Here is an 18328-nt window from a genome sequence, read left to right as displayed (position 1 = left end):
ACCCGCTTTTTCCACCTGTTCGCCTCGCAGTGCGCGCAGCGGCTCCGGCTGCCCGCGCGAATCCCCCGTGTCCCAGGCGCCGACAGGTCCAACGCATGTGAGGAGTGACCGCTACCGATGGAATTCAAGGACTATTACGCCGCGCTCGGGGTCGAACCCGACGCCGACGAGAAGGCGATCAAGACCGCCTACCGCAAGCTCGCGCGCAAGTACCACCCGGACGTCAGCAAGGAGCCGGATGCCGAGACGCACTTCAAGGAAGTCTCCGAAGCCTACGAAGTGCTGAAGAGCCCGGAGAAGCGCGCCGAGTACGATGAACTGCGCAAGTACGGCGCGCAGGGGCCGCAGTTCGAGGCGCCGCCCGGCTGGCAGCCGCGCGGCGGTTTCGACGGTCCGTCGCCGGGGCACGAGCAGGACTTCAGTGACTTCTTCGAGCAGATATTCGGCGCCCGCGCCGGCGGCTCTCACGGTGGCTTCGGCGGTGCGCGCCAGCCGCAGGCCCACCGTGGCCAGGATGTGGAGATGGAAGTCCCGCTGTTCCTCGAGGAAACCCTCTCCGGCGACAGCCGGCCGATCAGCTTCAGCCTGCCCAGCTTTGATGAGTACGGCCGCAAGCTGCCGCCGCAGAACAAGACGCTGAACGTGAAGATTCCCGTGGGCACTGCCGACGGCGAACGCATCCGCCTCAAGGGGCAGGGCGCGCCGGGCGTCAACGGCGGGCCGGCGGGCGATCTGTACCTGGCGATCCGCCTGGTTCCGCACCCGCTGTTCGATGTCGACGGCCGCGACCTGATCGTCACCGTGCCGGTGGCGCCCTGGGAAGCGGCACTCGGCGCCAAGGTGGAAGTGCCCACGCTGGGCGGACGGATCAACCTAGGCATCCCGCCCAACAGCCAGGCCGGCCAGCGCCTGCGTATCAAGGGCAGGGGCCTGCCGAACAAAGGCGATGCCGCCGCCGGCGATCTGTATGCCGTGCTCAAGGTGGTGATGCCGAAGACGGCGGACGAAGCGACCCGCAAACTCTGGGAAGAACTGGCTGCCAAGGCGGCCTTCGACCCCCGTGCCGATTGGGGTAAACGCGCATGACGACGACAGTGATGCTGGTGGACCTCGACGAGCTCTGCCAGTCGGTGAACCTCCCCCGCGACGTGCTCGTCGAGATCGTCGAGGTGGGCATCGTGGAGCCCCGCGAACAGCGCGCAGGCCATTGGGTCTTCGATTACCAGGCGGTCAGCGTGGTTCGCCGTGCGGTGCGCCTGCGCCGCGAGTTCGAGCTGGACTGGCCGGGCATCGCCCTGGCGCTGCGCCTGCTGGACGAGGTGGACGAGTTGCGCGCGGAGAACCGCTACCTGCGCCAGCGCCTGGCGCGCCTGCTGGAGGACTGACCTACTGGGCGGTGGTCGCGGCGCTGGCGGCGTCCAGCGGGATGAACTGCAGCAGGCCGAGTATTGGTGCGGCAAGGATGCCCTGCACGTAGTTGATCCCGCTGCGTCGAAGGCTTTCGTTGGTCATCTGCGCCAGCAGTTCCAGGCGGCCAATCATGCGGCCGAACTCGCGCTCGAAGGACAGGTTGCGCCCGGCGGCGCTGAGCTCGTTGGACAGCAGCATCGGTTGGCCCTGCCCGTCGGTACGGCTGGCCAGCAGCCAGGCTGCCACCTCGATGTTCCAGGCTGCGTTGGCGGTCATCTGCGAGTTGAGACCGCTGAGCAGGTGCTGGGTGTCGGTGCCGCCGTACAGTTCGTAGAGCATGCTGCCGAGCCCGTAGATCAGCGTGCCGGCGCGGTCGCCCTGGAAATCCGCGTCGAAGGCCAGGGGCAGAGCGGCCACCGATGTCCTGCCGCCCAGGCCGGGCAGCGGCTGCTGCTTGCGGATGGCGTCCATCACCTGCTGGTGGGCTGCATCGCGTGAGGCAGCGCCGGTTTTCTTCCATTCCCGCGGGTTGCGCTTGTAGAGCTTGTCGAGCAGCAGCGACAGGCTGTCGAGGTTGTCGCGCATGGCCAGGTTGGCGGCGCGGTTGGCGTCGTTCTGCAGCATCTGCCCGGAGCTGAAGCCTACACCGCCGACATCCTTCTTCACGGGCGGCGAAGTGCAGCCGGCGAGCAGGGCGAGGGCAAGGAAGTAGAACAGAAGGTGGCGCAGCATCGACGGTCCGGGCGCGGGAAGCGGGCCTGAACCTTGGCGTGGGAAAGAGCGGGGAGCCAGCCGCAACGACGGCCAATGCCGGGTGTCGCAGCGGCCTGCGACGGGCTGCTCAGATTAGCGGGGAAAGCGCCGGTGAGTGCCGGCGCCTGGGCAGATCAGCGTGGCTGGTTCTGCACGATCCAGCCGGAGAAGGCATCGATGATGCTCTTCAGGAAAGGCTCGGTCTTCTCCGACAGCTTGCCGGATTCGTCGAAGAAACCGCCGGCGCCGCCCAGGTAGGCTTCGGGTTGCTGCAGCACCGGCATGTTGAGGAACACCAGCGACTGGCGCAGGTGGTGGTTGGCGCCGAAGCCGCCGATGGCGCCCGGAGAGGCACTGACCACGGCGCAGGGCTTGGCGTTCCAGGCGCTCTTGCCGTAGGGGCGCGAGCCGACGTCGATGGCGTTCTTCAGCACGCCGGGCACCGAGCGGTTGTACTCGGGGGTGACGAAGAGCACCGCGTCGGCGCGGGCGATGCGCTCGCGGAAGGCGGTGTAGCTGGCGGGCGGAGTGCCCACGTCGAGTTCCTCGTTGTACAGGGGCAGGTCGCCGATCTCCACGATTTCCAGCTTCAGGTTGGCCGGCGCCAATGCGGCGAATGCCTTGGCGATCTTGCGGTTCAGGGATTCCTTGCGCAGGCTGCCGACAACAACGGCAACATCGAAGACTTGGCTCATGGCGACTCCTAGGGATCGGGGTATTGAGCCGTTTGTTATAGACGATGAGCGTGACATTGCGTCGACATGGATCAAGGTTCGGCAATCATGTCCCAGTCGTTCTGCATGATCTTGGCTCTGTGGGGTGGGGCATCGCATCACTAGAGTGGCGACATGTCCCAGCCGCCCGATTCGAGGTCCCCATGTGCATGAAAGTCTTCTTCGCCGGAGCCAGCGGTGCCATCGGCCAGCGCCTGTTGCCGATGCTGCTGGAGCGTGGTTACCAGGTGCTGGCGATCAGTCGCTCCGCGCAGCGAGCCGCCGCGCTGGAGGCCGCCGGAGCGCGGGCGCTGGTGCTGGACGTCTATGACGCGCAGACCCTGAGTGCCACCATGCGGGAGTTCCAGCCGCGCTGGGTGATTCACCAGCTCACCGACCTGCCCGCCGGGCTGGACCCTGCCCTGATGCCTGCCGCCCAACCGCGTAACGCGCGGGTTCGCCGCGAAGGCACCGCCAACCTCGTGGCGGCGGCCCGTGCCGCTGGCGTCGAGCGCATGGTGGCGCAGAGCATCGCCTGGGCCTACGCGCCGGGTGAGCTGCCGCTGCACGAGGAACAACCGCTGGACCTGGGCGCCGAAGGCCCGCGCGCCATCAGTGTCGGCGGCGTCGCCGCGCTCGAAGAGGCGGTGCTCGGCGCCCGGCCGATGGAGGGCATCGTGTTGCGCTACGGCCGACTCTACGGGCCGGGTACGGGAGCCGATGCGGCGGACCCGAGGCTGGCCGTGCATGTGGACGATGCCGCCCGCGCCGCCCTGCTGGCGCTGGAGTGGGGCGCACACGGCGCCTACAACATCGCCGAACAGGACATCGAAATCAGCTCGGCCAAGGCGCGCCATCGCCTGGGCTGGCAGCCGGGCTTCCGCCTGGCGGGAGTGCCGGCATGAACCTCGCCTCGGGGCATGAGGCCCGGGCCGGCCTGGTGCTGGTGATTGCCCTCAGCGCTGGCGCACTGCTCTGGCAGCCCTGGTCGCGGCCGCTGGTGAGCCTTGCCGAGAACCCTGCCGCGCAATCAGCTGGCGCGCGGCCGGCCACCCAGGTGCAGCGCCTGTCCTGCGAGCCGCTGGCCGACATACCGGGCAAGGTCGTGACCACGCTGCAGGTGGACTTCCCGCCCAACGGCTACACGCCGGCGCACCGCCATCCCGGCGCGGTGACCGCCATCGTGCTCAGTGGTCAGGTGCGCTCGCAGATGCAGGGCTTGCCGGCGCAGACTTACCGCGCGGGCCTGACCTGGTTCGAGCCCAGCCGCGAGCTGCACCTGTTCGCCGAGAACCCCAGCGCCAGCGAGCCCGCGCGCTTGCTGGCGGTGATCGTCAGCGACGAGAACTGCGGCCCGCTGGTGATCCCCGAACCGACCGCCGACCACCGCCATTGATGCTTCGCGAAAGGAGATTCGCATGACCCCGCTCACCCCCTTCAGCGCTGCCCAGCTCGACGCGACCCTGGCCCGCCTCGGCCTGTCGCCGGAGCGACCCGCGCCGACGCTGGAGAACCTCGACCGGTTGATCGTCGCGGCGCTGCATCACCTGCCTTTCGAGAACCTCGACGTGCTGCTGGACAAACCCATCCTGATCGAGCCGGAGGCGGTGTTCGCCAAGGTCGTCGAACATCAGCGCGGCGGTTACTGCTTCGAGCTGAACAGCCTGTTCGCCCGTCTGCTGACCAGCCTGGATTACCGCGTGACCCTGCTGGTGGCGCGGGTGCGCTGGGGCCTGCCGGCGGATGCGCCGCTGACGCCGCAGACGCACCTGCTGCTGCGCATCGACCTGCCCGAAGGGCCCCACCTGGTGGATATCGGCTTCGGCGGCCCGGCCTCGCCGAAAGCCCTGCCGCTGCGGGTGAACGAAGATCTGCCCGGCGGCTGGCGTATCAGCGGTCCGGCCGATGAGGAGCTGGAAATGGCCACACGCTCGGCGTCCGGCTGGCAGACGCTGTACCGCTTCACCCTGGAAGCGCAGCACTGGGCGGACTACGGCATGCGCAACTGGTACACCTCGACCTACCCGCAGAGCGTGTTCCGCAACTCCCTGCGCGTGGCGCTCAGCGAGGAGGGGGCGCGGCTGTCACTGTTCAACGGACAGTTCACCCGGCGTGGCGCGGACGGCGAAGTCGAGCAGCGCAGCATCGAGAGTGCCGATGAGCTGCTGGACGTGCTGCGCGAGCGCTTCCACCTGCAACCCGCGGCGACGGACTTGCCGGCCCTGCGCCGCCGGCTTGCTCAGTTGCTGGAGTCGGCCGTCAGCGCCTGAGGGCCGCGAGATTCGGCGGATACGGCAATGTCCGGCGCCACGCCGATGGCCAGCCGGACGATGCGGCCGGGCAGTTCGTCGCGTTGCAGCTCGCCGCCGGGCCTGCCGGCGAGCCAGTTGCCATTGATGTCCGAGGCCCGGCACTGCAGCTGGCGCTCGCCGCCGGCTGAGTCCGGCAACAGCCAGCGGCAGCGCCCGTCGAAGATGCGCGTGCCCCTTTTCGGCATCCCGGCGCTGCCGGCGGAGAGCTGGCTGCGGACTGCCAGGTTGGCGAAGCTGATATCGGGTGGCACGGCGTCCAGGGGATGGGTAGCCGATTCGCCGTCCATTTCGATGAGGATGTGTCGGAGCTCGCGCTTGCAGCCATCGCTGCGGATGCTCAGGGGCACCTGGTAACTGACCCTATAGGGGCGCTCGCCGTGGCCGGGCGTGGCAAAGAGGCGTTGCGTGAGGTCGTCTTTCGCCGGGGAATTGCAGTGGCTGCCCTCGGGCGGGGAGTAACGCGCATTACCCACCAGGCTGAAATCGCCCGGCAGGTCGGCTTCGAAAGTGAACTCGTCACTCGCGCAACCGCTCAGGGCAAGTGCCGCCAGTGCGGGGAACAACCGCCACAGCGGGCGGCTGGAGGAGCGGAGAGGCATGTGGAGGTCCTGCGGCAGTCGAAGCTGCGTAGGAGCATCCACGGATCAGCGGAGCGACTGTATCGGATTGCTCGGTTCTGGTTGTAGGAAATCGGCCAGCCAGTCCGGCGGCTCAGCCGATCATCCCGAAACCACGCGCCATCAGAGTCGCCAGCAGCGGCAGGATCATCAGCGCCAGTAACTCCACGCGGATGGTCATGATCACCAGCTTCGCCTGGCGCTCGCTGGGCACTGGAACGCGGCCGGCCTTGAGCTCGTTGCGCCAGTTGAGGAAGGTCATGGTCGGCAGGATCGACAGCAGCGCTACCAGCACGAAGAGGCCGATCTTGGCGTGGAACAGGCTGTTGTGCAGGTAGTAATCCGTACCCTTGGCGAACCAGACGACACGCGCCGCGCCGGTCAGCAGTACCACACCGGCGCAGGCGCCGTAGGCCAGGTCGACTATCACCAGGCTGCGTGCCCGCGACAGGTCCAGCGGCAGGCGGAACAGCTGGTGCTCCAGCACCAGCAGGGCGAACAGGATGAAGATCGACAGGTAGTGCAGGTACGCGGCGATGGCTTGGGCCATGAGTGGGTCCTCTGCTGGGGCCTTGCTTCTGATCAGGCTGTGGCCGGCGGCGCGCTGAAGTTCACCCGGTTGCGCCCGGCCTGCTTGGCACTGTAAAGCGCGCCGTCGGCGCGTTCCAGCGCCTGGTCGACAGGCTCTTCACCTGCCAGCAGGGTGCAGCCGATGCTCAGGCTGACCGGCAGCGGTCCGCAGGGGAGTTGCACCGGCTCGTGGCCGATCAGCTCGCGCACGCGCTCGGCGACGCGCTGCAGTTCCTCGCCGTCCTTCACCTTGAGCAGAGCGACGAACTCCTCGCCGCCCTGGCGCACCAGCAGGTCGTCCGGCCGCAGCGCGGCGCGCAGGCGGCGGGCGCATTCGCAGAGCACCAGGTCGCCGGCGGCGTGGCCATGCTGGTCGTTGATCGCCTTGAAGTGGTCGAGGTCGGCGTAGATCACGCCCAGCTGCACATGGTTTTGCCGCGCCAGGCGGCACTCGCGGTCCTGGAAGGCGAGCAGGCCGCCGCGGTTCCACAGCTGGGTCAGTGGGTCGAGCAGGGCCTTGCGCTGCTCGCGGTCCATCTCCACGCGCAGGTCGCGGTTGCTCTGGATCAGCGTGCGCAATTGCAGGTAGCCCTCGGCGAGGGTGGCGAGGTCGCGGAAGTTGGCCTGCTGCGCCGCGGTCATGCTGCGCGGCCGTGGGTCGACCATGCACAGGGTGCCGATGGCCTGGCCATTGCCGGCGCGCAGCGGGCGCCCGGCATAGAAGCGGATGTAGGGCGGGCCGAGCACCAGCGGGTTGTCGGCGAAGCGCTCGTCGAGGGTGGCATCGGGCACCAGCAGGGTGTCCTCGCCGAGGATCGCGTAGCCGCAGAAGGACACATCGCGCGTGGTCTCGGTAGCGTCCAGGCCGACACGGGCCTTGAACCACTGGCGATCCTGGTCGATCAGGCTGATCAGCACGGTGTCGACCTTCACCAGGTCCTGGGTCAGCTGGACGAGGGTATCCAGGTAGTGCTCGGCCGGGGTGTCGAGCAGGTTCATCTCATCCAGGGTCTGCTGACGCAGGGTTTCGTCAACGGGAATGGGACAAGCCGGCATGGCGTCTCCTCAACAGGTCAGGGGCTGGCAGGCGCCTGCCAGGCATCTTGGCGTGTCAGCTTCCACGCGTAGCCGGCGAGGACCAGCGCGCGCAGCAACATGAAGCATAGGAAGGTTAGCCACAATCCGTGATTTCCCCAGCCCTGCAGGGCGAAGCCCAGTGGCAGGCTGGCGGCGCAGGCCAGCAGCATGGCGTTGCGCATCTCGCGGGCGCGGGTGGCGCCGATGAACAGGCCGTCGAGCAGGTAGCTCCACATGCCGATGAGTGGCAGGCAAGCGAGGTAGGGCAGGTACTGGTCGGCGGTGGCGCGCACTTCCGGGATGTCGCTCTGCAGGGCGATGAACAGATGCCCGAAGAGGCTGAAGAAGGCGACGAACAGCAGGCTGGCGATCAGCGACCAGCCGCAGGCGACCACCAGTGATCGGCGCAGCGCAGTGCGGTCGCGGCCGCCGATGGCGTGGCCGCACAGCGCCTCGACAGCATGGGCCAGGCCGTCGAGGGCGTAGGCGGTGACCATCAGGCCATTGAGCAGCAGCGCGTTGGCCGCCACCGTGGCGTCGCCCAGGCGCGTGCCCTGCACCGTGAGCAGGAAGAACACACCCTGCAACGCCAGGCTGCGGATGAAGATGTCGCGGTTGACCATCAGCAGCGGCCGCCAGCTGGCCCAGGCACGCAGGCGCGACCAGTCCGGCAGGCCGGGGAAGCGTCTGAGCGCACCACGGGTCAGCGCCAGGCCGAGCAGCGCGCCGCCCCACTCGGCGGTCACTGCGGCCTTTGCCGCGCCGGCCACGCCCCAGCCCAGGCCCAGCACGAACCACAGGCTGAGGACGATATTGATGAGGTTGGTGGTCAGCAGGATCGCCAACGGTGCGCGGGCGTTCTGCGTGCCGAGGAACCAGCCGACCAGCGCATAGGTGGCCAGCGCCGCCGGCAGGCCGAACAGGCGGATGTGGAAGAACTCGCGGGCCAGCACATCCAGCTCCGGGGACGGGCGCATCAGCACAAGCGCAGGCCCGGTCAGCGGCACCGCCAGCAGGCTGAGCAGCAGGGCGAGGCCGAGGGCCAGCAGCAGGCCCTGGCCGAGAATCCGCCGCAAGGCTCCGCCGTCTTCACGCCCGGCCGCCTGGGCGGCGAAGCCGGTGGTGCCCATGCGCAGGAAGCCCAGTACGCCGACCAGCAGGGTATAGAGCCCGCCGCCGACCGCCACGGCACCCAGCTGGTGGGCGTGCGGCAGGTGGCCGATTACCGCGCTGTCCACCAGGGTGACCAGCGGCACGGAAACGTTGGAGAGGATCATCGGCGCAGCGAGCGCCCAGACACGACGGTGGGTCGGCGAATGTCGCCAGGCTTCGAGCAGGGAATTCATGAGGGGCTCCTGAGCTGGCGCGCAGTATAGCGAGCCGGGAGCCCCGTGCTTTCAGCCGGCCGTGGTCAGCCGGTCTTCTTGCGGTAGGCGCAGTAGCCGGGGCGCGGGCCGACCTGCGGGTGGTTGCGGCAGGTGTCCGGGCGCTTGGTGTAGACCGTGCAGAGGCGCGTCTTGCGGTCGAGGAAGTAGCAGTCGCCGTTGCTGGTGCGGGTCAGGGTGAAGATGCCGCTCTTCTGGTTGAAGCGCTCGACGACGCCTTCCTTGAGCAGGCGCTTGGCGATGTTCTTCGCCGGTTCGTCGCGCTCGAATTCGTCGACCACGCCGATACGGATCAGGTCGTTGACGTTCACTTCCGCCGGCATGGTGCAGCAGGTGGCGTTGCAGTCCTTGCACAGGCCCGAGGTGTACTTCGCCCAGGTTTCCAGGCGGTCCAGTTCGGCGTTGGCGATCAGCGGTGGTTTTCTCATGGCGGCAAGTCGGTAGCGGTGGCGCGAAGGCGCGCATCATAGTGGGCGGCGCGCAGATTTGCTTGGCCTTTCGACGAACAGAGCGGCGATCAACAGAGGGGCGTTCTACAGACCGGCAATTCCGCCGTTATCGCGCAGATAGTCCCTGAAGGTCGGGTAGCAGATGAGGAACCAGGGCGTGAAACGCTCCGGGTGCGCAGCCATCTCGGCTTCCAGTTCGGGCAGGGCGACGTAGCGGAAGTCGTCGGCTTCCTGCGGATCGGGGCGCGGCGGCTGCTCGTCGACGGCACCGAACAGGTGGCCGTACTCGTGCTCGGTCATGCCGTTGGCCAGCTCCAGGCGATAGCTGAACTCGAACAGCTTGCGCAGCTCGACCTGTACGCCCATCTCCTCGCGCAGCCGGCGTTCGGCGGCGTGCTTCGCAGATTCGTCGGGGTAGGGGTGGCCGCAGCAGGTGTTGCTCCACAGCCCGCCACAGTGATATTTGCCTGCCGCGCGGCGCTGCAGCAGCAGTTCACCGGCGCGGTTGAACACGTAGACCGAGATGGCACGGTGGCGCAGCCCGAGATGATGGGCCTGGTGTTTTTCCATCGTGCCGGTCGGGTTGTCGTGTTCGTCGACCAGGATCACCTGGATATCGGTCATGGAAATCTCCTGCCGGTCGTCACTGCCCCAGTGTAACCGGCGGCGCTCAGCCCTTGCGGATCATCCAGATGCCCACGGCGATGGCGGCCATGCCGGCGATCTTCAGGGTGCTCACCGGCGCTTCCTTGAAACCGGCCCAGCCGAAGTGGTCCAGCGCCAGTGCCATGCCCAGCTGGCCGGCGAGCACCAGCACCATGAACATCAGCGCGCCGACGCGCGGTGCGGCGAAGGCGGCGATGAAGATGAAGAACATCCCCAGGAAGCCGCCGCACCACTGCCACCAAGGCATCCCGCGCATCGCTGCGAGGCTGGGGAATTCGCGGTTGGCCAGGGTCAGCGCGAGCAGGCCGAGCATGCCGACGAAGAAGGAAATCAGCGCGGCGGCCAGCACGCTGGACACCTGCTTGGCCAACTGGCCGTTGATGCCGGCCTGAAGTGGCAGGCAGGCGCCGGCGATCAGCGGAAGGACGAACAACCACCAGGGTGGCGTAGGCATGGGAAACTCCGGAAAGGGTCGCAAAGCAGGGCAGCGAAGGGCTGGCCAGCGGTCGATCGAGAATAGTCAGCCGCGTAGTATGCACCACACTGGAGCATCGCTCCCGCCCCGATGGAGGTCCCGACCATGGCCACCCGCGCTTCCCGCGTGCTGAGCGTCCGCATCGAGCGGCCGCGCGACACTGCCTACGAGTTCCTTGCCGACCCGACGAACTTCCCCTACTGGGCTTCAGGGTTGTGCAGCTCCATCGAACCGCTGGAAGGTGATCTCTGGCTGGCGCAGACGCCCCAGGGACCCATGCGCGTGCGCTTCACGCCGCGCAACGCATTCGGCGTGCTCGACCATGACGTGCTGCCCGAGCAGGCGCCGGCCGTGCACATTCCGCTGCGACTGATCGCCAATGCCGAGGGCTGCGAGCTGCAACTTACACTGCTGCGCCAGCCGCAGATGGACGACGCCACCTTCGAGCGCGATGCGCAGTGGGTGGAGCGCGACCTGCAGGCGATCAAGGTGTTGCTGGAGGGGTGATTCGTGGGACTTATGCCACCGCTTGCAGCCGGGCAATGGGCGGGTGTGCCTGCTGACTGACCTGCCACAGATCGTAAGCCGCCTGCATCGCCATCCAGTGGCGGGCCGTGCCCAGGCCGGCCTGCTCCAGGCGCCAGGCTAGGTCCGCGCTGATGGGCGCTCGGCCGTGGAGCACTTTGGACAGGTGCGGGCGGCTTACGCCTAGATGGGTCGCCAGAGCAGTCACGGAAAGGCGAAGCTCCGGTAGTACATCCTCACGGAGGATTTCGCCGGGGTGGGGTGGGTTGTGCATCGCCATGCTGGGTACTCCAGTCAGTGGTAGTCGAGATAGTCCAGCAGCTCCACGTCGCTGTCGACGAAACGGAAGGTCACGCGCCAGTTGCCCGAGACGCTGACGGCCCAGCAGCCGGACAGCGAACCTTTCAGACCGTGCAGGCGGTAACCGGGCAGGTCCATGTCTCGCGGGCCGTTGGCGCTTTCCAGCGCGGCAAGGATGCGTTTGAGCCGGGGCACGTGATCGGCCCTCACTCCACGAGGATCACCTTGCTGGTAAAGGGCGCGCAGCCCCTTGTGGCGGAAGCTTCTGATCATCGCCGGACTGTAATCTAACAGATTACAGTCGCCCTGGCCGAGATGCTTGTCAGAAGGTTCTCCGCACAGTGTTCAGCTTGTAGGAGCGAGCTGGCTCGCGAACAGTTTCCAGGCAGATGCGGCGCTGGGCGGTTCGCGAGCAAGAACCAGGCGTCCCCCTCGCTCCTACAGAAACCGTCAAAGGCGTGCGGCGAGCTCCGCACCCTCGCGGATCGCCCGCTTGGCATCCAGCTCCCGCGCCACGCTGGCGCCGCCGATGATGTGGTAGCGCAGGTTCTGCGCCGCCAGCGTCGGCTGCAGGTCCAGCAGCGGCTCCTGGCCGGCGCAGATCACCACGTTGTCCACCGCCAGGCATTGCTCCTGGCCATCGATGCGCAGGTGCAGGCCGTCATCGTCGATGCGCAGGTACTCCACGCCACCGAGCATGCGCACGCCGTGATGCTTGAGGTGCGCGCGGTGTACCCAGCCGCTGGTCTTGCCCAGCCCGGCGCCGGGTTGGCCGGCCTTGCGTTGCAGCAGCCAGAGCTGCCGGCGGGGAGCGGCGGCGACCGGCGGGATCAGCCCGCCGCCGGTGGCGTTGTCCAGGTCGATGCCCCACTGGCCCAGCCACTCGCCCAGCGGCTGCGCGCCGTCGCGCTCGGTCAGCAGGAAGCTGGCGACGTCGAAGCCGATGCCGCCCGCGCCGATCAGCGCGACCTTCTCGCCCACCGCTGCGCCGCGCAGCACATCGAGGTAGCTGAGCACCTTGGCGTGGCCGATGCCCGGAATTGACGGCGTGCGCGGCTGGATACCGGTGGCGACTATCACCTCGTCGTACTCGCCGCTCAGTTCGCCGCGCCGGATGCGCCGGCCCAGCTGCACCTCGACGCCCAGTTCGCCCAGGCGTACGGCGAAGTAGCGCAGCGTCTCGTGGAATTCCTCCTTGCCCGGCACGCGCTTGGCCAGGTTGAACTGCCCGCCGATCTCTTCGGCGGCCTCGAACAGCGTCACCCGATGGCCGCGCTCGGCGGCGACGCAGGCGGCGGACAGCCCGGCCGGCCCCGCGCCGATCACCGCGATGCGCTTGTGCACGCGGGCCTTGCGGTAGCGCAGTTCGGTCTCGAAGGCTGCTCGCGGGTTGACCAGGCAACTGGCGCGGCGGTTGGCGAAGGCGTGGTCCAGGCAGGCCTGGTTGCAGGCGATGCAGGTGTTGATCGATGTGGCGCGCCCGGCGGCGGCCTTTTCCACGAACTGCGGATCGGCCAGCAGCGGTCGGGCCATGGACACGAGGTCGGCGTGGCCTTCGGCGAGCAATCGCTCGGCGACTTCTGGCGTGTTGATGCGGTTGCTGGCGATCACCGGCACGCGCAGTTCACGGCGCAGGCGTGCGGTCACTTCCGCGAAGGCGGCGCGCGGCACCGAGGTGACGATGGTCGGCACCCGTGACTCGTGCCAGCCGACGCCGGTGTTGAGCAGGTCGATGCCGGCGCCTTCGAGGGCTCGCGCCACGGTGCGCACCTCGTCCCAGGTGTTGCCGCCTTCCACCAGGTCGAGCAGCGACAGGCGGTAGCTGATGACGAAGCGTTCGCCCAGCGCGCGGCGAGTACGACGGACGATTTCCAGCGGCAGGCGCATGCGGTTGCCCAGGTCGCCGCCCCAACGGTCTTCGCGCTGGTTGGTGCGCGGGCAGAGGAACTGGTTCAGCAGGTAGCCTTCGCTGCCCATGATCTCCACACCGTCGTAGCCGGCGGCGTGGGCGAGCTTCGCGCAGCGTACGAAGGCGGCGATGGTGCGCAGGATGCCGCGCTCGGACAGCTCGCGCGGGGCGAACCAGCTGATCGGCGATTTCACTGGCGAGGCCGAGACCACCAGCGGGTGATAGCCGTAGCGCCCGGCGTGGAGAATCTGCAGGAGGATGCGCCCGCCCTCGCGGTGCACCGCCTGGGTCAGGCGCCGGTGCGCCGGTACCTGCAGGCCGCTGGTGAGGCTACTGCCCAGCGGCAGCAGCCAGCCTTCGCGGTTGGGTGCAAAGCCGCCGGTGATGATCAGCCCGACACCGCCGCGCGCCCGTTCGCGGTAATAGGCGGCGAGTTTGCCGAAGTCCCACAGGCGGTCTTCCAGGCCGGTGTGCATCGAGCCCATCACCACGCGGTTGCGCAGTTGAATCGGGCCCAGGTCGAGCGGGGCGAGCAGGTGAGGGTAGGGCGAGGCGGCGGACGACATGGAAGCGCTCTTGGGCAATCAGGTCCTGCCACCCTAACGGGCCGGCGGTGGGGTGGTTAACGGCCCGGCTGCCGTGCCGTTCGGGCATTTCGGTCAAGCGCTTCGGTTGACAGGAGCGCCACAGGTTCCAGACTCAAACCCATGGCAGGGCTGCAAGGCCCCGATCGCAGGCTGAAGTGACGGAGGTCGTCATGAAAGCGATAAGAACAAGACACGCGCGCCATTACCTGCTCGCTGCCCTCATCGGCGTGGCCCTGCTCGGGCTGCACGAATCCCTCCAGCCGGATCGCGCGCAATCCGCCTGCCGCCCCGACGGCGAGAGTATCTCCTGCGCCTACCCGCCCGTTGCCCATTTGGGGGTACTCGGCAGTGCGTTCTGAGTGACGGGCTGACGCGCGTCAATGCGCCGCTGATCCTCCGCGTGCATGGTCTGCCCCGCTCAAAGCTGGCGCATCGCGCCTGCTTGGCTATCTTTTAAGCAGCAAGGGTCCGGCCATGTCCCGGACGTACGCTGCCTGATCAGGAGACGCACGATGGATATGAACCGTCGGCAATTTTTCAAGGTCTGCGCCGTGGGCCTTGGAGGATCGAGCCTGGCGGCACTCGGGATGGCACCCCCGGATGCATTCGCCGACCAGATCCGCCACTTCAAGCTTGCGCGCACCGTCGAGACCCGCAACACCTGCCCGTACTGCTCGGTCGGTTGCGGCATCCTGCTGTACAGCCAGGGTGATGCGGCCAAGAACGTCGCGCAGAACATCATCCACATCGAGGGTGATTCCGATCACCCGGTCAACCGCGGCACGCTCTGCCCCAAAGGCGCAGGCCTCTTGGACTTCGTCCACAGCCCCAACCGCCTGAAGTACCCGCAAATTCGCGAAGCGGGCTCTTCGGAGTGGAAGCGCATCGGCTGGGACGAGGCGCTCGACCGCATCGCCAAGCTGGTGAAGGAAGACCGCGACGCCAACTTCATCGAGAAGAACGCCCAGGGCCAGACGGTGAACCGCTGGCTGACCACCGGCTTCCTGGCCGCGTCGGCGTCTTCCAACGAAGCGGGCTACATCACCCACAAGGTGGTGCGTTCTCTCGGCGTACTGGCGTTCGACAACCAAGCGCGTGTCTGACACGGCCCGACGGTGGCAAGTCTTGCCCCGACGTTTGGCCGTGGAGCCATGACCAACCATTGGACCGACATCAAGAATGCCGATCTGATTCTGATCATGGGCGGAAACGCCGCTGAAGCGCACCCGTGCGGCTTCAAGTGGGTGACCGAAGCCAAGGCGCACAACAAGGCGCGCCTGCTGGTGGTCGACCCGCGATTCACCCGTTCCGCTTCGGTGGCCGACTACTACGCGCCCATCCGCACCGGCACGGACATCGCCTTCCTCGGCGGCCTGATCAACTACCTGCTGGAAAACGACAAGTACCAGAAGGAATACGTGCACAACTACACCGACGTCTCCTTCATCGTGAAGGAAGGCTTCGGCTTCGACGACGGGCTGTTCAACGGCTACGACGCGGAGAAGCGCACCTACCCGGACAAGTCGTCCTGGCAGTATGAGCTGGGCGAGGATGGTTTCGCCAAGGTCGACCCGACCCTGACGCACCCGCGCTGTGTGTTCAACCTGATGAAGCAGCACTACAGCCGCTATACGCCGGACGTGGTGAGCAACATCTGTGGCACGCCCAAGGACATGATGCTCAAGGTGTGGGAAGAGATTTCCACCACCGCGGCGCCGACCAAGGTCATGACCATCATGTACGCCCTGGGCTGGACCCAGCACTCGGTGGGCGCACAGATGATCCGCACCGGCGCGATGGTCCAGCTGCTGTTGGGCAACATCGGCATGCCCGGCGGCGGCATGAACGCCCTGCGCGGCCACTCCAACATCCAGGGCCTGACCGACCTGGGGCTGCTGTCCAACTCGCTGCCCGGCTACCTGACCCTGGGCATGGATGCGGAGCAGGACTACAACGCCTTCATCACCAAGCGCACCAGCAAGCCGCTGCGCCCGGGGCAGTTGTCCTACTGGCAGAACTATCCCAAGTTCCACGTCAGCCTGATGAAGTCCTGGTTCGGCAAGGCTGCCACCAAGGACAACAACTGGTGCTACGACTGGCTGCCGAAACTCGACATGCCCGGCGCCGGCTACGACGTGCTGCGCTACTTCGACATGATGTACCAGGGCAAGGTCAACGGTTACTTCTGCCAGGGCTTCAACCCCATTGCTTCCTTCCCCAACAAGGCCAAGGTCAGCGCTGCGCTGGCCAAGCTGAAGTGGATGGTGGTGATGGACCCGCTGGCCACCGAGACCTCCGAGTTCTGGCGCAATGCCGGCGAGCACAACGACGTCGACACCAAGGCCATCCAGACTACGGTGTTCCGCCTGCCGACCAGTTGCTTCGCCGAGGAAGACGGCTCCATCGTCAACTCCGGGCGCTGGCTGCAGTGGCACTGGAAGGGCGCCGAACCGCCAGGTGAAGCGCGTACCGACATCGCCATCATGAGCGGCCTGCTGCATCGCCTGCAGGCGGCTTATCGAAAGGATGGCGGCGCCTTCCCCGACCCGATCCTGGGGCTCGACTGGCCGTACCTGCGGCCGGACGAACCGACTCCGGAAGAGGTGGCCAAGGAGTACAACGGCAAGGCACTGGCGGATCTCGTCGACCCGAACAACGGTATGGTCCTGGCGAAAGCCGGCGAGCAGCTTCCGGCTTTCGCGCTGCTGCGCGACGACGGCAGCACCGCCAGCGGCTGCTGGATCTTCGCCGGCTCCTGGACGCAGACCGGCAACCAGATGGCCCGCCGCGACAACAGCGACCCGTACGCCATGGGCCAGACCCTGGGCTGGGCATGGGCGTGGCCGGCTAACCGGCGCATCCTCTACAACCGCGCCTCGGCGGACGTCAGCGGCAAGCCGTGGGACCCGGTGAAGAAACGCCTGGTGTGGTGGAACGGCAAGGCCTGGGGTGGCACCGACGTGCCCGACTACAAGGCCGACGTACCGCCGGAAGCGGGGATGAACCCGTTCATCATGAACCCCGAAGGCGTGGCGCGTTTCTTCGCCGTCGACAAGATGGCCGAAGGCCCGTTCCCCGAGCACTACGAGCCGTTCGAGACGCCGATTGGTGTCAACCCGCTGCACAAGAACCCGCAGGCGATCAGCAGCCCGGCGGCGCGGGTGTTCAAGAACGACATGGAGCTGTTCGGCACAGCGAAGGAGTTCCCCTACGCCGCGACCACCTACCGGCTCACCGAGCACTTCCACTTCTGGACCAAGCATTGCCGTCTGAATGCCATCGTCCAGCCGGAACAGTTCGTCGAGATCGGCGAGGCGCTGGCGAAGGAGCTCGGCATCAAGGCCGGCGATCGCGTGAAGGTCTCCTCCAACCGCGGCTTCATCAAGGCGGTGGCGGTGGTGACCAAGCGCATCCGTCCGCTGCAGGTCAACGGCCAGACCGTGCATCACGTGGGCATCCCATTGCACTGGGGCTTCTCGGGTGTGGCGCGCAACGGCTACCTGACCAACACCCTGACCCCCTTCGTGGGCGACGGGAATACGCAGACGCCGGAGTTCAAGTCCTTCCTCGTCAACGTGGAAAAGGCGTGAGGTGAAGCATGAGTAGTCAAGACATCTACGCCCGCTCCGCCACGACCCTGCCGTCACCTTCGGTACGGCACGAGCAGGAAGTGGCCAAGCTGATCGACGTGTCCAAGTGCATCGGCTGCAAGGCCTGCCAGGTCGCCTGCTCGGAATGGAACGAGCTGCGCGACGAGGTGGGCCACAACCACGGCACCTACGACAACCCCATCGACCTCACGGACCAGTCCTGGACGGTCATGCGCTTCACCGAGCATGAGAACCCGGCCGGCAACCTGGAGTGGCTGATCCGCAAGGACGGCTGCATGCACTGCGAGGAGCCGGGTTGCCTGAAGGCCTGCCCGAGCCCCGGCGCGATCGTGAAGTACGCCAACGGCATCGTCGACTTCAACCAGGACCACTGCATCGGCTGCGGTTACTGCATCACCGGCTGCCCGTTCAACATCCCGCGCATCTCGCAGAAGGACCACAAGGCGTACAAGTGCACCCTGTGTTCCGACCGCGTAGCGGTGGGCATGGAGCCGGCCTGCGTGAAGACCTGCCCGACCGGCGCCATCGTTTTCGGCACCAAGGAAGACATGAAGGAGCACGCCGCCGAGCGCATCGAGGACCTGAAGTCCCGTGGCTTCGAGAACGCCGGCCTGTATGACCCCCAAGGCGTGGGCGGCACGCACGTCATGTACGTGCTGCACCACAACGACCAGCCCTCGCTGTACGCCGGCCTGCCCGACAAGCCGGCCATCAGCCCGATGGTCAGCCTGTGGAAAGGCCTCACCAAACCGCTGGGCCTGCTGGCCATGGCGGGCGTGGTGCTGGCCGGGTTCTTCCACTACACCCGCATCGGCCCCAACCGGGTCGAAGAGGACGAGGAAGACGGGCCCGACCCGCAGGCGCCGGTGCACAAGGTCGACCCTTCGGTGCATGGCTACGATCCGCGTGATCCCCGCTGACTGACTTCCGCCCACCTCGCGGGGAGGGCGGAAAAAGGGCAGCAAGGAG

The 18328-nt window shown here is 67.2% G+C and carries 21 protein-coding genes; 9 read left to right on the top strand and 12 right to left on the bottom strand.

Annotation, left to right across the window (positions count from 1 at the left end; all coding sequences use genetic code 11):
* The first annotated feature begins 117 nt into the window (after positions 1 to 117).
* Both cbpA and ABKS89_RS26700 read left to right on the top strand, forming a co-directional pair.
* Positions 118 to 1086 carry a curved DNA-binding protein gene (cbpA, locus tag ABKS89_RS26705; protein WP_138214124.1) on the top strand — a complete coding sequence of 323 codons (969 nt, stop codon included), beginning with the start codon at positions 118 to 120 and terminating at the stop codon, positions 1084 to 1086.
* Positions 1083 to 1385, top strand: coding sequence for a chaperone modulator CbpM (locus ABKS89_RS26700; RefSeq protein ID WP_348588273.1), 303 nt, complete (start codon positions 1083 to 1085; stop codon positions 1383 to 1385). The genes cbpA and ABKS89_RS26700 overlap by 4 nt, the downstream gene beginning before the upstream one ends.
* A 1-nt stretch (position 1386) precedes the next feature.
* Here the strand turns inward: ABKS89_RS26700 and ABKS89_RS26695 are convergent, their stop codons facing one another.
* Together ABKS89_RS26695 and ABKS89_RS26690 are read right to left on the bottom strand one after the other, a co-directional pair.
* Positions 1387 to 2142, bottom strand: coding sequence for a hypothetical protein (locus ABKS89_RS26695; RefSeq protein WP_348588272.1), 756 nt, complete (start codon positions 2140 to 2142; stop codon positions 1387 to 1389).
* Between the two features lie 155 nt (positions 2143 to 2297).
* Entirely contained in the window at positions 2298 to 2858 is a 561-nt protein-coding gene (locus tag ABKS89_RS26690) for an NADPH-dependent FMN reductase (RefSeq protein ID WP_081515628.1), read from the bottom strand.
* Positions 2859 to 3040: 182 nt separating this feature from the next.
* On the opposite strand from ABKS89_RS26690, the gene ABKS89_RS26685 reads away from it, so the two are divergent.
* Genes ABKS89_RS26685 through ABKS89_RS26675 form a run of 3 tightly spaced genes read left to right on the top strand, consistent with a single transcriptional unit; the run spans position 3041 to position 5146 of the window.
* Complete coding sequence (locus ABKS89_RS26685; RefSeq protein ID WP_348588271.1) at positions 3041 to 3781, top strand: NAD-dependent epimerase/dehydratase family protein; 741 nt, start codon at positions 3041 to 3043, stop codon at positions 3779 to 3781.
* Positions 3778 to 4272, top strand: coding sequence for a cupin domain-containing protein (locus ABKS89_RS26680; RefSeq protein ID WP_348588270.1), 495 nt, complete (start codon positions 3778 to 3780; stop codon positions 4270 to 4272). Before ABKS89_RS26685 ends, ABKS89_RS26680 begins: the two co-directional genes overlap by 4 nt.
* A 22-nt stretch (positions 4273 to 4294) precedes the next feature.
* On the top strand, positions 4295 to 5146 hold the full coding sequence (locus ABKS89_RS26675) for an arylamine N-acetyltransferase family protein (RefSeq protein WP_348588269.1): 852 nt from the start codon (positions 4295 to 4297) through the stop codon (positions 5144 to 5146).
* Here ABKS89_RS26675 and ABKS89_RS26670 read toward each other — a convergent pair.
* From ABKS89_RS26670 to ABKS89_RS26640, 7 genes are all read right to left on the bottom strand, one after another.
* Entirely contained in the window at positions 5116 to 5787 is a 672-nt protein-coding gene (locus ABKS89_RS26670) for a hypothetical protein (protein ID WP_348588268.1), read from the bottom strand. The genes ABKS89_RS26675 and ABKS89_RS26670 overlap by 31 nt on opposite strands.
* Positions 5788 to 5899: 112 nt before the next feature.
* Complete coding sequence (locus ABKS89_RS26665) at positions 5900 to 6355, bottom strand: DUF2214 family protein (RefSeq protein ID WP_138214130.1); 456 nt, start codon at positions 6353 to 6355, stop codon at positions 5900 to 5902.
* Between the two features lie 32 nt (positions 6356 to 6387).
* Complete coding sequence (locus tag ABKS89_RS26660) at positions 6388 to 7431, bottom strand: sensor domain-containing diguanylate cyclase (RefSeq protein WP_348588267.1); 1044 nt, start codon at positions 7429 to 7431, stop codon at positions 6388 to 6390.
* A 17-nt stretch (positions 7432 to 7448) separates the two neighbouring features.
* The gene (locus ABKS89_RS26655) at positions 7449 to 8798 is read right to left on the bottom strand and encodes an MATE family efflux transporter (protein ID WP_348588266.1); all 1350 of its coding nucleotides are present in this window, start codon (positions 8796 to 8798) and stop codon (positions 7449 to 7451) included.
* A 65-nt stretch (positions 8799 to 8863) separates the two neighbouring features.
* Positions 8864 to 9265 (bottom strand): YkgJ family cysteine cluster protein, encoded by a 402-nt coding sequence (locus ABKS89_RS26650; protein ID WP_045216925.1) that lies wholly within the window; start codon positions 9263 to 9265, stop codon positions 8864 to 8866.
* Between the two features lie 105 nt (positions 9266 to 9370).
* Positions 9371 to 9910, bottom strand: coding sequence for an isopentenyl-diphosphate Delta-isomerase (gene idi, locus ABKS89_RS26645; protein WP_348588265.1), 540 nt, complete (start codon positions 9908 to 9910; stop codon positions 9371 to 9373).
* Positions 9911 to 9956: 46 nt separating this feature from the next.
* Positions 9957 to 10406, bottom strand: a complete 450-nt coding sequence (locus ABKS89_RS26640; protein WP_081515646.1) for a DMT family transporter — start codon at positions 10404 to 10406, stop codon at positions 9957 to 9959.
* A gap of 126 nt (positions 10407 to 10532) precedes the next feature.
* Here ABKS89_RS26640 and ABKS89_RS26635 point away from each other — a divergent pair, with 126 nt between their 5' ends.
* Positions 10533 to 10934, top strand: a complete 402-nt coding sequence (locus ABKS89_RS26635) for an SRPBCC family protein (protein WP_138214135.1) — start codon at positions 10533 to 10535, stop codon at positions 10932 to 10934.
* Positions 10935 to 10944: 10 nt separating this feature from the next.
* On the opposite strand, the gene ABKS89_RS26630 is transcribed toward ABKS89_RS26635, so the two are convergent.
* From ABKS89_RS26630 to ABKS89_RS26620, 3 genes are all read right to left on the bottom strand, one after another.
* On the bottom strand, positions 10945 to 11232 hold the full coding sequence (locus ABKS89_RS26630) for a HigA family addiction module antitoxin (RefSeq protein ID WP_138214136.1): 288 nt from the start codon (positions 11230 to 11232) through the stop codon (positions 10945 to 10947).
* Positions 11233 to 11246: 14 nt separating this feature from the next.
* Complete coding sequence (locus tag ABKS89_RS26625; protein WP_081515650.1) at positions 11247 to 11525, bottom strand: type II toxin-antitoxin system RelE/ParE family toxin; 279 nt, start codon at positions 11523 to 11525, stop codon at positions 11247 to 11249.
* Between the two features lie 177 nt (positions 11526 to 11702).
* Entirely contained in the window at positions 11703 to 13727 is a 2025-nt protein-coding gene (locus ABKS89_RS26620) for an FAD-dependent oxidoreductase (RefSeq protein ID WP_348588264.1), read from the bottom strand.
* Positions 13728 to 13918: 191 nt separating this feature from the next.
* Here ABKS89_RS26620 and ABKS89_RS26615 point away from each other — a divergent pair, with 191 nt between their 5' ends.
* The 3 genes from ABKS89_RS26615 (at position 13919) to fdxH (ending at position 18279) form a co-directional block, all read left to right on the top strand.
* Positions 13919 to 14107: a hypothetical protein gene (locus tag ABKS89_RS26615; RefSeq protein WP_081515654.1), complete on the top strand. Its 189-nt coding sequence runs from the start codon at positions 13919 to 13921 to the stop codon at positions 14105 to 14107.
* Positions 14108 to 14260: 153 nt separating this feature from the next.
* The gene (gene fdnG / locus ABKS89_RS26610) at positions 14261 to 17338 is read left to right on the top strand and encodes a formate dehydrogenase-N subunit alpha (protein WP_348588263.1); all 3078 of its coding nucleotides are present in this window, start codon (positions 14261 to 14263) and stop codon (positions 17336 to 17338) included.
* A gap of 8 nt (positions 17339 to 17346) precedes the next feature.
* Positions 17347 to 18279, top strand: a complete 933-nt coding sequence (fdxH, locus tag ABKS89_RS26605; RefSeq protein WP_081515660.1) for a formate dehydrogenase subunit beta — start codon at positions 17347 to 17349, stop codon at positions 18277 to 18279.
* The last annotated feature ends 49 nt before the right edge of the window (positions 18280 to 18328 follow it).

Source organism: Pseudomonas sp. LABIM340 (assembly GCF_040017195.2).
In the GTDB taxonomy this organism is placed as follows: Bacteria; Pseudomonadota; Gammaproteobacteria; order Pseudomonadales; family Pseudomonadaceae; genus Pseudomonas.
The sequence above is the reverse complement of the archived record's forward strand: the minus strand, read 5'-3'. Positions and strand labels throughout refer to the sequence as shown.

Coding starts and splice junctions, on each gene's coding strand:
- ABKS89_RS26655 (WP_348588266.1), bottom strand. CDS start 8,798: ATGAATTCCCTGCTCGAAGCCTGGCGACATTCGCCGACCCACCGTCGT.
- ABKS89_RS26665 (WP_138214130.1), bottom strand. CDS start 6,355: ATGGCCCAAGCCATCGCCGCGTACCTGCACTACCTGTCGATCTTCATC.
- ABKS89_RS26670 (WP_348588268.1), bottom strand. CDS start 5,787: ATGCCTCTCCGCTCCTCCAGCCGCCCGCTGTGGCGGTTGTTCCCCGCA.
- ABKS89_RS26620 (WP_348588264.1), bottom strand. CDS start 13,727: ATGTCGTCCGCCGCCTCGCCCTACCCTCACCTGCTCGCCCCGCTCGAC.
- ABKS89_RS26615 (WP_081515654.1), top strand. CDS start 13,919: ATGAAAGCGATAAGAACAAGACACGCGCGCCATTACCTGCTCGCTGCC.
- fdxH (WP_081515660.1), top strand. CDS start 17,347: ATGAGTAGTCAAGACATCTACGCCCGCTCCGCCACGACCCTGCCGTCA.
- ABKS89_RS26680 (WP_348588270.1), top strand. CDS start 3,778: ATGAACCTCGCCTCGGGGCATGAGGCCCGGGCCGGCCTGGTGCTGGTG.
- ABKS89_RS26700 (WP_348588273.1), top strand. CDS start 1,083: ATGACGACGACAGTGATGCTGGTGGACCTCGACGAGCTCTGCCAGTCG.
- ABKS89_RS26625 (WP_081515650.1), bottom strand. CDS start 11,525: ATGATCAGAAGCTTCCGCCACAAGGGGCTGCGCGCCCTTTACCAGCAA.
- ABKS89_RS26695 (WP_348588272.1), bottom strand. CDS start 2,142: ATGCTGCGCCACCTTCTGTTCTACTTCCTTGCCCTCGCCCTGCTCGCC.
- idi (WP_348588265.1), bottom strand. CDS start 9,910: ATGACCGATATCCAGGTGATCCTGGTCGACGAACACGACAACCCGACC.
- ABKS89_RS26635 (WP_138214135.1), top strand. CDS start 10,533: ATGGCCACCCGCGCTTCCCGCGTGCTGAGCGTCCGCATCGAGCGGCCG.
- cbpA (WP_138214124.1), top strand. CDS start 118: ATGGAATTCAAGGACTATTACGCCGCGCTCGGGGTCGAACCCGACGCC.
- ABKS89_RS26640 (WP_081515646.1), bottom strand. CDS start 10,406: ATGCCTACGCCACCCTGGTGGTTGTTCGTCCTTCCGCTGATCGCCGGC.
- ABKS89_RS26630 (WP_138214136.1), bottom strand. CDS start 11,232: ATGGCGATGCACAACCCACCCCACCCCGGCGAAATCCTCCGTGAGGAT.
- ABKS89_RS26675 (WP_348588269.1), top strand. CDS start 4,295: ATGACCCCGCTCACCCCCTTCAGCGCTGCCCAGCTCGACGCGACCCTG.
- ABKS89_RS26690 (WP_081515628.1), bottom strand. CDS start 2,858: ATGAGCCAAGTCTTCGATGTTGCCGTTGTTGTCGGCAGCCTGCGCAAG.
- ABKS89_RS26650 (WP_045216925.1), bottom strand. CDS start 9,265: ATGAGAAAACCACCGCTGATCGCCAACGCCGAACTGGACCGCCTGGAA.
- ABKS89_RS26660 (WP_348588267.1), bottom strand. CDS start 7,431: ATGCCGGCTTGTCCCATTCCCGTTGACGAAACCCTGCGTCAGCAGACC.
- ABKS89_RS26685 (WP_348588271.1), top strand. CDS start 3,041: ATGTGCATGAAAGTCTTCTTCGCCGGAGCCAGCGGTGCCATCGGCCAG.